This window comes from uncultured Xanthomonas sp. (genome assembly GCF_964278005.1).
Lineage (GTDB): Bacteria > Pseudomonadota > Gammaproteobacteria > Xanthomonadales > Xanthomonadaceae > Xanthomonas_A > Xanthomonas_A sontii.
Map to the genome: position 1 here is coordinate 244,937 of NZ_CAXYKF010000023.1, position 13,730 is coordinate 258,666.

Sequence of the window (13,730 nt, forward strand, 5' to 3'; positions counted from 1 at the left end):
TGCGGGCAATGCGGATGTTATGTGGCGATTGGCTGCCCTAATCACCGCAGAAGGTGCCGGCGATTGTGCCTCGGCGAATTGGGCAATCGGCACCGCTTCATGCGGTGCGAAAAAGCCGTATTCACCAGCGCTAGGACTAGCCGGCAGCGAACGGCTCTACCTGGATATCAGCTATGTGAGCTTTATTCGTTTTGCGGGTATCTTGCGATTAGCGGGATAACGGGTATTACTGCAATGTCGACACGCCACGTTCTGGTCACCGCAACGCAACTAGGCGCGACGCTGCAGGCCGCACGCAAGGCCAAGGGGCTGACTCAGGCTGCACTGGCCGGCCGTCTCGGCCTGAGCCAGTCGCGGGTTTCTCATCTGGAGTTGAATGCTCATGCGTTGAGCGTCGAACAACTCCTGGCCTGGTGCGCGGCGCTGGGGTTGGAGTTGACCATCGGCACCCGCGACGACTCCACCGCCGCCGCCAAGCAAGTGGAGTGGTGAGATGGGGCGTCGATCGCACAGTCGCAGCCTCTCCATCTGGACCAATGGCGTTCGCGTGGCGCGATGTACGCTGCCTGCGCGCGGGGAGATGGAACTGCACTACGACGCGGACTGGGAGCGCTGCTCACAGGCGGCAGGGGTAAGCCGGTAGTTGGACCAAGCGACATTTGTGGATGGTGACGGCCGTGGGAAAGCGCGCTCAGTCGCGCTCGAAGCGCTGCAATTCGTCCAGTTGCGCCAGCGCCTTGCGCAGGCTGCCGCCGCTCAAGGAATCGTCCATCTTCCGGCCGAGCTCGGCGCGTTGCGGCCGGCGCGCCCAGCGGTGGAACCACCAGGTGCCGAGCAGGCCGGCGATGCCGATGCCGTAGCCGCTCCACACCAGCGCGGGGGCCTTGGCCAGCAGATCGACATCGCCCAGACCAGCCAAGGTCTGCAAGACCGCGATCCACAGGAACCACCACGGTAGACCGGCGACCATGCCGCTGCGGATGTACAGCGTGCGTGCGCGCAGCAATTGCTTCTGGATGCCGAGCACCGGCTGCGCATAGTCGATGTTGCCGAGTCGCCCCAGCACCACACCGGCCGCGACGATCGTCAGCACCCCATACGCCTGCACCAACACGCCGGCGACGATGGACGAAGCATGTGCTGGCTGCCTCATCCACAGCAGCGACGCGAGCAGGACGAACGCAATGCCGAACAGGATCTGCATCACCTGGCCCCAGTACAGCGGGCGCAGGCTGCCGCGCGTCCGGTCCAGTTTGCGCTCGCGCAGTTCGTGCAGCTTCAACGTGTTGTCCAGTTGCAGTCGGCGGTCCAGCGATTGCCAGGCCGATTTGAAGTCGTCGAGTTCCATCGTGGTCTCCATGGCGTGTCTTAGCGAAATTCGTCGCGGATGCGCTGTTTCAGGCGTCCGATCTTGGTGGAGACGTTGCTTTCGGTGATGCCGAGGATCTGGGCGATCTCGCGTTGCGGGCGGTCTTCGAGGTAGAGCAGCAACAGCGCGCGGTCCAGCGGCGGCTGGCGGGCGATGACGTCCTGCAGCAGGCGAAGCCGCTGTTCGTTCTCCGGGTCCGCGGCGTTGCCGTCGGCCACGTCGTGCAGGGTTTCGTCCAGCGGCATCGCGTCGTGCCGCTGCCGCAGTTCGCGGTTGCGCAGGTGGCTGATCGCCACGTTCAGCGCGATCCGGTACATCCAGGTGCTGACGCTGCGCGCTGGGTCGTACGTCGGCCAGGCGTGCCAGAGCTGTGCCGCGATTTCCTGGGCCAGATCGGCGCGGTCCTCGGCACCGCGCGCATAGCTGCCGGCGACCTTGAACACGATGCCGGAATGGCGCTGCAGCAGCGCGCTGAAGGCATCTCTGGCGTCGTTCGCGGTCATGGCGGTTGCGATGGTATCCATTGGTTCACCGGCGCGGCCTTCGCGCCCCTCGACACCATGATTCGCGCCAGCGCACGGAATCTCACACCGCGCCAGCAAGAATCTTCAACTGGTCATTGCGCGGAAGGACGTTGCTGGATCAAGCCGCGCGGCAGCGCGGCGTCGGCTTGAATGCAGCGTCAGGCTGTTTGTCGGCAAGTGGCAATGCCAAAGCTGACGGTGCTGCAGCGCGTTACGCTGCCCTTGTCGTCGCGACACGTCGTGTTGCCGAAAACAGTGCGTTGCGCCGCGAACCGCGTTGCGCTAATCGCTACGGGTCGTGGTATTGCCATATGAGTCCGTGCTGCTGCGCGTCACGCTTCCGTCGTCGCCCCGGCAGGTCTTGTTGCCGTACGAGTCCGAGGAGCAGCGAATCGTGTTGCCCCGGTCGTCACGGGTCGTGGTATTGCCGTAGGAGTCCGTGCTGCTGCGCGTCACGCTTCCGTCGTCGCCGCGGCAGCTCTTGTTGCCGTACGAGTCCGAGGAGCAGCGAATCACGTTGCCCTGGTCGTCACGGGTTGTGGTATTGCCGTAGGAGCCTTTGCTGGTGCGCGTCACGCTTCCGTCGTCGCCGCGACACGTGGTGTTGCCGTACGAGTCCGTCGAGCAGCGTGTTGTGTCGGCAAGTGCGCTCGACGTTGCCAGCAGTCCAGCCAAAATTGCGAGTGTGGCCATTTTCATTTTGAAACCCCCTGTGTGTGGAGCGATTCAGCGCTTCCCAGTGTAGGCGTTGATCGTCAGTCAGGCAGGGCGCTCTATCGCCTTCGATCGCTCCTCGTCGCGGGACGGTTCAGCGTCACCCGCTTCGTATTCAACGCAACGCGATCGATGCTGGATCGCGTTTCGATACGGAGACGAACTGTTGCGCAGCAGCATGCAACTCATCAAAAGGCGTGTTACTTCTAGCTCAGTTGGATCGATCCAAAGCCGTTGATGCAGCGCATCCGGGGAAGACGGCGGGTAGGGGTCGCGTGCTACGCGTTTGCTGAGGCCTGCTCTTCTGTCCGCATGCAGCTGCGGTCGTGAAACGGTGCCGGATGCCGACTTGAGCGCCGATCCCTCGGGTCGATCCGGTCCACGTTGCGTGCCTTAGCTGCGCGCCGTAGCCACCGAGGTGCGTGACGCCACACGTCGCGGCACAACCGACCGAGAGAGTTTGGGGAGTCTGCCATGCCAATCCGTCCGTGCTTCGCGCACATGCCTGAGTCTTCACGCCGGTGGTTGGCGGCCGTCGCGGCATCGGCGCTGTGGTGCGCGGGCAGCGGCGCGGCATGCGCGGCCGATCCCGGCTTCGCGTCTTCGTTCGAGCGGGGCGAACCTGCGCCTGCATCGGCCATGCAGTCCGAAAAAGCAGGCGTCCGAGTCACCATCGGCAATGGCCCGGAACTGCCCTACGCGGCCCAGGCCGGCATGGGCTACACCGGGCTGCATGCGCTGCACTATCGCGCCAATGCGGCCGGGCGCGCACAACTGTTCGCGGTCGATCTGCCGGTGGAGCCGGACACGGTGCTGTCGTGGATGGTGCTGCCGGAGATTGTCGACGGCGACACGGTGGCGTCGACGGGCGTAACGGTGGATCTGCTGTTCGACGATGGGCGCCGCTTGTCCGAGTTTGGCGTGGAGGATCAGCACGGTGCGCTGGTCGGTGCGGCGGGGCAGGCGGCGTCGAAGACGCTGTATCCGCAGCAGTGGGCGCTCAAGCAGGTGCGGTTGGGTGAGGTGGCGGCCTTGCGCGGCAAGCGCATCCGTGCCATCGAGTTGCAGGTCCAGCCTGGCGCCGGCAAGGTGGCATCGGGCTGGATCGATGATGTCGTGGTGCGCCGTGAAGCGGCGCTGCAGGCGGCGCGGCGGCCCAGCGACGAGGTAGTGACCACGCGCGGCACGCAGTCCAACGGCACGTTCTCGCGCGGCAACAACATCCCGGCCACGGCGATGCCGCATGGCTTCAATTTCTGGGTGCCGGCGACCGATGCGGGGACGCTGAGCTGGCTGTACCGCTGGAACGAGCAGAATGACGACGACAACCGGCCGCGGTTGCAGGCGCTGTCGATCAGTCACGAGCCTAGTCCGTGGATGGGCGATCGCCAGACCTTCCAGGTGATGCCCTCGTCCACGCGTGGGGTGCCGGAGGCGGACCGTGCGAAGCGTGCGTTGTCGTTCGGCCACGACCGCGAGGAGGCACGCCCGCATCTGTACCGGGTGGACTTCGACAACGGCATCCGCGCCGAGTTGGCGCCGAGCGAGCGGGCGGCGATCTTCCGCTTTCGCTTTCCCGAGGGTGGCGATGCCAATCTGTTGTTCGACAACGTCGATGCACGCGGCGGGCTGACTCTGGATGCGGCGACGCAGACCCTGCGTGGCTATTCCGACACGCGAAGCGGCCTATCCAATGGCGCCACGCGCCTGTTCGTGTATGCGCGCTTCGACCGTCCGTGGACGGCCAGCGGCAAGATCGCCACCGGGCGCCCGACTGGCTACGTCAAGTTCGCGCCGGGCGCGGATCGCACGGTGGTGATGCGCATCGCCACCTCGCTGATCTCGGTGGAGCAGGCGCAGCGCAATCTGCAGCAGGAGATCGGCGACGCCGGGTTCGAGCTGGTGCAGTCGCGTGCGCAGGACGCGTGGGACGCGGTGCTGGGCCGGGTGCAGGTGCAGGGCGCCAGCCACGACCAGCGGGTCACGGTCTACTCCAATCTGTACCGGCTGTTCCTGTATCCGAACATCGCCCACGAGAACGTCGGCGACGCGGCGCATCCGGATTGGCGGCATGCGGATCAGAACCGCTGGTCCAACGACAACACCGGCGGCGATGCCGAGCGCACCGCGGCGCCGATCGTGCCCGGCAAGGTCTACGTCAACAACGGCTTCTGGGACACCTTCCGCACCAGTTGGCCGGCCTATGCGCTGTTCGCGCCGGAACAGGCCGGGGCGATGATCGACGGATTCCTGCAGCAATACCGCGACGGCGGCTGGGTGGCGCGCTGGTCCTCGCCGGGCTATGCGGACCTGATGGTCGGCACCAGTTCCGACGTGGCGTTCGCCGATGCCTGGTTGAAGGGCGTGCGCGGGTTCGATCCGCACGAGGCGTATGCGGCGGCGCTACGCAACGCGACGGTGGTGCCGCCGGTGTCGAATGTCGGCCGCAAGGGCCTGGCCCGCTCGATGTACCGCGGCTACGCGGCCAACGACGTACACGAAGGGCTGTCGTGGACGCTGGAGGGCGCGCTCAACGACTTTGGCCTGGCGCAGATGGCGCAGGCGCTGGCGGAACAGGAACAGGAACAGGAACAGGATCCGCAGCAGGCGCAGCGCTACCGCGAGGAAGCCGAATACTTCCAGGCGCGGGCCACCGATTATGTGTCTCTGTTCGATCCCGCGACCCGCTTCTTCCGCGGGCGCACGCCCGCCGGCCAGTGGGACGTGCCGGCGGCGCGCTTCGATCCGCGCGTGTGGGGCGGCGACTACACCGAGGCCAATGCCTGGACCTTCGCCTTCACCACGCAGCACGACGCCGCGGGCCTGGCCGGGCTGCTCGGCGGCGAGGACGCCATGGCGGCGCGATTGGACGAGCTCTTCGCTACGTCGGAGACGGCCGACAAGCGCTTTGCCGGCAGCTACCGCGGCGTCATCCACGAGATGACCGAGGCGCGCGACGTGCGCATGGGCATGTACGCGCACAGCAACCAGCCCTCGCACCATCTGCCTTGGATGTACGTGGCGGCGGGGCAGCCGTGGAAGACCCAGCGCCTCACCCGCGAGGTGCTGCGCCGGCTGTACCTGGGCAGCGAGATCGGCCAGGGCTATCCGGGCGACGAGGACAACGGCGAGATGTCGGCGTGGTACCTGTTCGCCATGCTCGGGCTGTATCCGCTGCGGATGGGCGCGCCGGAGTACGTGATCGGCTCGCCGGCGTTTCCGCGTGCCGAGGTCGAGCTCGGCAACGGTCGCAAGCTGGTGGTGATCGCGCGCAACAACAGTGCGCGCAACGTGTACGTGCAGTCGCTCACGCTCAACGGCAAGCCGTGGAAGAAGGCCTGGCTGCGCCACCAGGACATCGCTGACGGCGCCACGCTGGAGTTCGTGATGGGGGCGACGCCGTCGCGCTGGGGCAGCGGCGCGGACGCGTTGCCGCCATCGCTGACGCCGCCGGGCAGTGCGCCGCGCGGGCTGGAGGATGTGGCGTCGCAGGCCGTGGCGGTGTCATTGGAAGGGCAACCCAAGGCCGCGGCCCTGATCGACGACGATGCGACCACGGCGCTGCCGCTGTCGGCTGGTGCCAGCGTCGAGTTGCGTTTCGCTGCGCCACAGCGCGCCACCCACTACACGCTGACCAGCGGCGATGCCGCGGTGTCCGGCCTGGCATGGACGCTGGAAGGCCGCAACGGAGACGGCGCGTGGACCACGCTGGACCAGCGAAGCGCGCAGACATTCGCCTGGGCGCGGCAATTGCGGCCGTTCCGCATCGCCAAGCCCGGCGTGTACAGCGCCTACCGCCTGCGCCTGGATGCGGGCAAGGACGTGGCGCTGGCCGAGATCGAACTGCTGCAGCCGGTGACGCGGCAGGCCATGCCGTGACCGCGTGCGAACGCGGTGAGCGCGGCCTGCCTGCCGCGCCTGGCGGACGTAGTACGCCGTACTAGGCCTGTTGCGCGGCAGCATGCGCTGCTGCATGGGCTGTGATACTTAGTTTTCCACTGCATTAGAACGATCCAATCGCAGCTGCGCAGAAGGGGGAGGGAGACGTAGGGAAGCCGGCTTGCCGCAAGGGCGCCGGAGAGTTTTCGTGTCACATCGCGCGGGGTTCTCGCCCGATCCTTGGATCGATAGAAACCCGCCGCAGCCGATCAATCTTTGGGAGAGGATGATTGAAATGAACTGCATGCCATCCGCACGCAACCGCAGCACGCTGTCTGCCGGCATCGCCATCGCCTTGTTCGCGACGGCCGCCTCCACCACCGCCTTCGCCCAGCAGGCCGACGGCACGCCGGCCCCCACGGGGCAGGCCGAGGTCAAGGCCACCGACCTGGACGCGGTGACGGTCACCGGCTACCGCTACGCGATCGAGAAGAGCCTGGAGCAGAAGCGCAACGCCAATGCCGTGGTCGATGTGATCACCGCCGAGGACGTGGGCAAGTTCCCCGACAAGAACGTGGCCGATGCGCTGCAGCGCGTGCCCGGCGTGGTCATCACCCGCGACGGCGGCGAGGGCAAGAACGTCAGCGTGCGCGGCCTGTCCTCGGAGCTGGTGCTGACCGAATTGAACGGCAACTACATCGCCACCGCCGAGTCCAACGGCGACCCGACGCGCTCGTTCAACTACACCCTGCTGCCGTCGAACCTGCTCGGCAGCGCCGAGCTGTACAAGACACCGGAAGCGCGCATCGACGAAGGTGGCATCGGCGGCACGGTGATCCTGCAGACGCGGCGCCCGCTGGAGCTGGAGCCCAACTCCGGCTTCCTCTCCGCCGAGGGCGTGTGGTCGGACAGCAGCAAGAAGACCGACGGCCAGTTCTCCGGCTCGTACTCGTGGCACGACCAGGACAACCGCTTCGGCGTGTTCGTCGGCTACACGCAGCAGAAGCGCACCGCGCGCACGCTCAACGCCAGTACCGAGAGCTGGCAGTGGTACGGCCGCGACGAAGGCGGCCCGGCGGTCGACGTCAACGGCAATCCGTCGGACTTCAACGCCAACTGGTGGGGCGGCACCGGCTTCTGGGACCAGAACGGCAAGTACTACACCCGCTTCATGATGCCCACGGCGGTCAGCCTGGACGTCAAGCAGGAGGAACGCGAGCGCAAGGGCGGTCAGCTGACCTTCCAGTTCAAGCCCACCGACGACCTGACCCTGACCGCGAACTACTTCCGCTTCGATCTGTCGCAGAACTCGCAGACCAACACGGTCAAGATCCCCGAGTGGAACATCGCCCGCTACTACGGCGACGGCAACTGGCGTGGCGGCCGCCTGCTCGACGGGCTGCAGTTCGATCACAGCGGCACCATCGTCACCGGCGCCAACTACAGCCTGCATCCGGGCAAGGCCTACTACTGCAGCGAGGCGCAGGCCGCCGCGGCCGGCCTGCCGCCGGGCGGTTGGGGCTCGGACGACTGCACGGTGCCCACGCCGCAGATCACCGGCAGCTACAACATCGAGAAGTCGCTGTCGCAGACGGTGGACCTGGGCGGCGAGTGGCGCGGCGAGAAGGTGGACGTGTCGTTCAAGGCCGGCCGCACCTGGGCCAAGGGCGGGCCGGAACTGCAGTTCTCGCTGCCGATCAAGCCGCGCCGGCAGAACGCCGACGGCAGCTGGAGCAACGGCAACTTCGCCAGCGCCTGGGACCTGACCGGCACGCCAACCATGACCTTCTCGCCGGAGCTGATGCAGAACCTGCGCGACGGCATCCTGCAGGTCGACCTGGGTTCGACCGGTTCGTCCTGGACCCGCAACACCAACCAGCAGCAGTACGCGCAGATCGATACCACCTGGCACATGGACGGCGCCTTCTTCGAATCGCTGCAGTTCGGCCTCAAGCGCCGCGACGGCGGTATCCACCGCAACACCGGCAACAACTACTGGGTGTGCCCGGGCACCGACCCGAGCGACTACAACAACCGCTACTGGAACGGGCGCTGCAACGCGCTGGCCACGCAGTTCTCGCCGGACCTGCTGTTCCCGCTGGACAACCTGGCCGGCGGGGTGAAGTCCAGCGCGTTCCCGGCGATCAACTTCCCCGGCTACATCGGCTACTTGAACCAGACCTACGGCGCGATGCAGACCCGCAACGAAGACAACTTCGTCTACAACGTCGACGAGAAGATCTATTCGACCTACCTGCAGCTCAACTTCCACACCGAGCGCCTGCGCGGCAACGTCGGCGTGCGGGTGGCGCGCACCGGCCAGCATGCCGATTCCACCGACAAGGTGACCGCCTACAACGATTATTTCTTCGATGGTGCCGACGGCAATCCGCTGGCCTGTCAGCAGGGCGCGGCCATGCCCGCGGGCGCGCCAGCCGATACCTACTGCGGCACCGAAGGCTATTGGCGGCTGTCCGACACCGAGCAGCGCACCGAGTCGTTCGTGGTCAGCGCGCTGGACCGCAAGTACACCGACGTGCTGCCGAGCTTCAACCTGGCCTACGACCTGACCGAGAACCTGCTGCTGCGCGCGGCGGCGTCGAAGGTGATCGCCCGGCCCAGCTACAACGCCATTGCCGCGCCCGGCAGCCTGGAGTACTACAGCCCGGAATACGTGGCCGACCGACGCCTGACCGGCGGTGCCAGCGAGCAGGGCTGGTACGGTTCGGGCAGCAACAAGAAGCTGGAGCCGTACAAGGCCAACCAGTTCGACCTGGGGCTGGAGTGGTACTTCCAGCCGGGCTCGGTGGCGGGCGTGGGGCTGTTCCGCAAGAACGTGGAGAACTTCTCGGTCGATGTGATCAGCGACGTCAACATGCTGATCAACGGCCAGACCGTCACGGTGCAGAACTACAGCACCAAGGCCGGCGGCCAGGACGCGGTGTCGCAGGGCGTGGAGCTGTACGCGCAGCACACGCTGCCCTCCGGCCTTGGCGTGCAGTTCAACTACACCTACAACGATGCCAGCAAGGCCGCGGTGCGGCTGGAGGATGGCACCGAGGTCGGCAAGACCTCGATGCCGGGCAGCGCCAAGAACCAGACCAACCTCACCGTGTTCTACGAGACCGACCGGCTGCTGCTGCGCGCCTCGTACAACCGTCGCGGCGAGCTGGTGCAGGGCCTGGTCAACGGCTTGAACGTGTACGAGGAGCCGTACTACCAGATCGATCTGAACGCGGCGTACAACATCACCCCGGCGCTCAGCCTCACTGCGTCGGTGCTGAACCTGACCAAGCAGGAGTCGCGCCAGCACCTGGGCGACGACACCCGGGCGCGCTTCTACACCGGCGGCTACGCCGGGCGGCTGGCGTACCTGGGGCTGACCTACAAGTTCTAAGCTACCGCGTGTCGTGCCCATGCCTGCCGCGCGGCGGACGGCATGGGCGCGACGGCCCGGCGATGGCCGGGCCACCGTTTTCGCCGTCCACGACCGCGCCGTCGCGCCGGTCGCGGTCGTTCACCACAGGACCCATCGCATGACGTGTTCCCCGTTGCCTTCCCTGCTGCGCACGCTCGCCCTGTCCTTGTTGCTGGTGACGCCGGCACTGGCCGCCGCGCCGCGGCTCAGTGCCGAGGTCAACACCTTCATCGGCAGCAAGGATGACGGCAACACCTTCCCGGGTGCGTCGGCCCCGTTCGGGATGATCCAGGTCAGCCCGATCGGCGCGCACTACGCCGGCTGGCGCTACGACGATCCGCAGATCCGCGGCTTCGGCCATTCCTTCCTGTCCGGCGCCGGCTGCTGGGAGCAGGGCGGCCAGGTCTCGGTGCTGCCGGTGACCGGGCGCATCGGTCCGGGCGGCGCGTTCGATGCGGGCGACCCGAAGGCGTTCGACCACACCCGCTATGGCGCGCGCTACCAGCACGACGGCGAGCGCGGCCAGGCCGGCTACTACAAGGTGCGGCTGACCGATTACGGCGGCATCGACGCCGAAGCCACCGCACTGACCCGCGCTGCGGCCGAGCGCTACACCTTTTCCACCTCGGGCGAGGGCCACGTACTGGTCAACATCGGCCAGGCCAACGCCCGCCATACGGTCACCGGCAGCACCCTGAACGTGGTCGGCGACCGCGTCGTGGAAGGCAAGCTGGTGACGCAGAGCTTCTGTGGCGGCCACCAGTACACCACCTGGTTCCGCCTGGAGTTCGATCGCCCGTTCAAGGCCTTCGGCACCTGGGGCGAGGCCGGCGGCGTGCCCGGATCGCGTCATGGCATGGAGGGCGAGGGCAAGCCCAGCGGCGCCTGGCTGACCTTCGACCTGAGCAAGGGCCGCGCGGTGACCGCCATCTCGGCGATCTCGCACGTGGACGCCGAGGGCGCGCGCAACAACCTGCGCCGCGAGGGCATGGCCAATGGCCGCCTGCTCGGCTTCGATGCGATGCGCGCCCGCGCGCAGCAGGCCTGGGACAAGGAACTGGCCAGCGTGCGCGTGCAGGGCGCCAGCGGCGACGACCGCGTGGTGTTCTACACCGCGCTCTACCACGCGCTGCTGCAGCCGCTGACCGGCAGCGACGCCGATGGCCGTTACCGCGGCTACGACGACGGCATCCACCACGCCGACGGCTGGACCTACCACGAGTTCTTCTCGCTGTGGGACACCTATCGTGCGCAGAACCAGTTGCTGGCGTTGCTGCGGCCGCAGCGCGCCGCCGACATCGGCCGCTCGATCCTGGCGATCAATGCACAAGGCGGTTGGCTGCCGCGCTGGGGCTATGCCAACTTCGAGACCAACGTGATGACCGGCGACCCGGTCACGCCGTTCCTGGTCGACCTGTGGCGCTTCGGCGCGTTGCAGGGGCGCGAGGCCGAGGCCTACACCGCGCTGCGCCGCAATGCGTTCGAGATGCCGCCGTTGAATTCGCGACACGCCGGGCGTTCGGGCAATGCCAACTACCTGGCGCAGGGCTTCGTGCAGTACGACCGCGCGTTTCCGTCCAAGGGCATGGATGTCGACCCGCACCACGGCGGCTCGGCGACGCTGGAGTACGCGCTGGCCGATTGCGCGCTGTCGACCATGGCCGGTGCGCTGGGGCATGCCGAGGACGCGGCGGTGCTGAATCGGCGTGGGCGCAACTGGCGTTCGATCTGGGATCCATCGGTGCGCGATACGCAGACCGGCTTCACCGGTTTCCCGCGGCCGCGCACCGAGGATGGGGCGTGGTACACGCCGCCGGACGGTCACTACGATCCGCGTTCGCAACACGGCTTCCACGAGGGCACGGCCTGGCAGTACCAGTGGCTGGCGCAGCAGGACGTGCCGGGCCTGGTGGAGGCGATGCACGGGCCGGAGCAGACCGCGCGGCGACTGGATACCTTCTTCGCCTACGACGCGCTGCTGGCCGACCCGGCCGGCGCGGCGCGCAAGGAATGGGTGATGGGGCCGTACAGCTACTACAGCCAGTTCCGCTACAACCCCAACAACGAACCGGACCTGCATGCGCCGTGGATGTACACGCTGATCGGCCAGCCGTGGAAGACCAGCACCGTGCTGCATGCGGCGCAGACGCTGTTCACCAATGCGCCCAACGGCGTGACCGGCAACGACGACCTGGGCACGATGTCGGCGTGGTACCTCTTCAGCGTGATGGGCCTGTACCCGGCGGTGCCCGGCACCGGGCAGTTCCTGCTGCACGCGCCGCGCTTCTCGCGCATCGAACTGGACGTGGGGCCGGGCCGCACGCTGCGCATCGACGCGCCGCAGGCCGGGGATGGCAAGCTGCGCTACGTCGGTGGCGTGTCGCTGGATGGCCGTGCGCACGCGCCGGTGTGGCTGGATTGGGCGCAGTTGCACCAGGGCGGACGTCTGCGTTTCGACCTGCGTGACGCGCCGCAGCCGCAGGGCTGGGGCACGCAGCCGCAGGACCTGCCGGTGTCGCCGTGCGCGGCGCCGCCGTCCGCCGCCAGCCTGGGCTGGCGCTGAGTCCGTGCCGTCGCGCGGCAGCGGCGCGCAGCCGATGGTTTAGGCTGCGCGTCTCGTCCGAAAGGAATCGATCCGATGCGCCAGAAGCGTCCATCCCGTTCCGGATCCGCAGGCTCCACGCCGACCAAGGCAGCCAAGGCTGCGTCGCGCAGGGTGGCGCCGGCTGCGGCGGAGCGTGCGGACAAGGCGAACAAGGCCGCGAAGACCGCACCGGCCGCCGCCGCACGCGACCGCCAGCGGGTGGTGACCGTCACCGACATCGCCGATGCGGTCGGCGTGTCGCGCGCGACCGTGTCGCTGGTGCTGCGCGGCAGTCCGCTGGTGCATGCCGACACCCGTGCGCGGGTGGAAGCGGAGCTGAAGCGGCAACGCTACGTCTACAACCGCGGTGCCGCCAATCTGCGCCGGCGCACATCGACCTGCGTGGCCCTGGTCATCAACGACCTGGCCAATCCGTTCTTCGCCGAGTTCGCCGCCGGCGTGGACGAGGCGCTGGGCGAGCAGGGCTACGTGACCCTGCTCGGCAGCACCGGCGAATCGCCCGCACGGCAGCAGGCCGTACTGGCCTCGCTGATGGAACACACCCCGGCCGGCGTGATCCTGTCGCCGGCCGAGGGCAGCGACGCCGCCGAACTGCACACGGTGCTGGACGCACGCGCGAACGTGCTGCTGTTCAACCGCGAACTTGCCGGCGCCGACGACTGGGGTTTCCTCGGCCTGGACAACCAGCGCGGCGCGCAACTGGCCACCGAACACCTGATCGCGCTCGGCCACCGCCGCATCGCCTTCTACGGCGGCCATGCCGATTCCAGTTCCTGCCGGCAGCGTCGCGCCGGCCACGCGCAGGCGATGCGGCAGGCCAGGCTGCCGGTCGATCCGGCCTGGCTGATCGAGTCCGCGCCCAATCGCCTGGAAGCGGCGGCGCGCCACGGTGAACTGTTCGCCCACGACGCACCGCCCACCGCGGCGGTCTGCTACAACGATACGGTCGCGCTCGGCCTGATGCTGGGCCTGCTCGCGCGCGGCATCCGTCCGGGCCAGGACTTCGCGATCACCGGCTTCGACGACATCCCCGAGGCCGCGGTGAGCACGCCCGCGCTGACCACGCTCGCCGCGCAACCGCGCGCCCGCGGCCGCCAGGCGGCGCAACTGGTGCTGGAGCGGCTGGATGCGGCCGCGCCGCCGCGCAGGACGATCGTGCCGGTGAGCCTGTCGGTGCGCGAGAGCAGCGGCGCGCCGGTCGCGCGCAAGCGCACCTAGCAC

General features: G+C 67.8%; 8 protein-coding genes. 5 read left to right on the forward strand and 3 right to left on the reverse strand.

Annotated features, from left to right (window positions below):
• Positions 1 to 234 precede the first annotated feature (234 nt).
• Positions 235 to 492, forward strand: a complete 258-nt coding sequence (locus tag ACHWVH_RS15420; RefSeq protein ID WP_152181663.1) for a helix-turn-helix domain-containing protein — start codon at positions 235 to 237, stop codon at positions 490 to 492.
• 199 nt (positions 493 to 691) lie between these two features.
• Here the strand turns inward: ACHWVH_RS15420 and ACHWVH_RS15425 are convergent, their stop codons facing one another.
• The 3 genes from ACHWVH_RS15425 to ACHWVH_RS15435 form a co-directional block, all read right to left on the reverse strand.
• Positions 692 to 1,348, reverse strand: a complete 657-nt coding sequence (locus ACHWVH_RS15425; RefSeq protein WP_394687500.1) for a serine/threonine protein kinase — start codon at positions 1,346 to 1,348, stop codon at positions 692 to 694.
• 20 nt (positions 1,349 to 1,368) lie between these two features.
• Complete coding sequence (locus ACHWVH_RS15430; RefSeq protein WP_026143219.1) at positions 1,369 to 1,872, reverse strand: RNA polymerase sigma factor; 504 nt, start codon at positions 1,870 to 1,872, stop codon at positions 1,369 to 1,371.
• 303 nt (positions 1,873 to 2,175) lie between these two features.
• Positions 2,176 to 2,592, reverse strand: a complete 417-nt coding sequence (locus ACHWVH_RS15435) for a hypothetical protein (RefSeq protein ID WP_394687501.1) — start codon at positions 2,590 to 2,592, stop codon at positions 2,176 to 2,178.
• A gap of 516 nt (positions 2,593 to 3,108) precedes the next feature.
• Here ACHWVH_RS15435 and ACHWVH_RS15440 point away from each other — a divergent pair.
• The 4 genes from ACHWVH_RS15440 to ACHWVH_RS15455 all read left to right on the forward strand — a co-directional run bounded on the left by ACHWVH_RS15440 (position 3,109) and on the right by ACHWVH_RS15455 (position 13,727).
• Positions 3,109 to 6,486, forward strand: coding sequence for a GH92 family glycosyl hydrolase (locus ACHWVH_RS15440; RefSeq protein ID WP_394687502.1), 3,378 nt, complete (start codon positions 3,109 to 3,111; stop codon positions 6,484 to 6,486).
• 295 nt (positions 6,487 to 6,781) lie between these two features.
• Positions 6,782 to 9,883, forward strand: coding sequence for a TonB-dependent receptor (locus tag ACHWVH_RS15445; RefSeq protein WP_394687503.1), 3,102 nt, complete (start codon positions 6,782 to 6,784; stop codon positions 9,881 to 9,883).
• 139 nt (positions 9,884 to 10,022) lie between these two features.
• A complete protein-coding gene (locus ACHWVH_RS15450; RefSeq protein WP_295924118.1) occupies positions 10,023 to 12,467 on the forward strand; it encodes a GH92 family glycosyl hydrolase in 2,445 nt (814 codons plus the stop codon).
• Positions 12,468 to 12,542: 75 nt separating this feature from the next.
• On the forward strand, positions 12,543 to 13,727 hold the full coding sequence (locus ACHWVH_RS15455; protein ID WP_394687504.1) for a LacI family DNA-binding transcriptional regulator: 1,185 nt from the start codon (positions 12,543 to 12,545) through the stop codon (positions 13,725 to 13,727).
• The last annotated feature ends 3 nt before the right edge of the window (positions 13,728 to 13,730 follow it).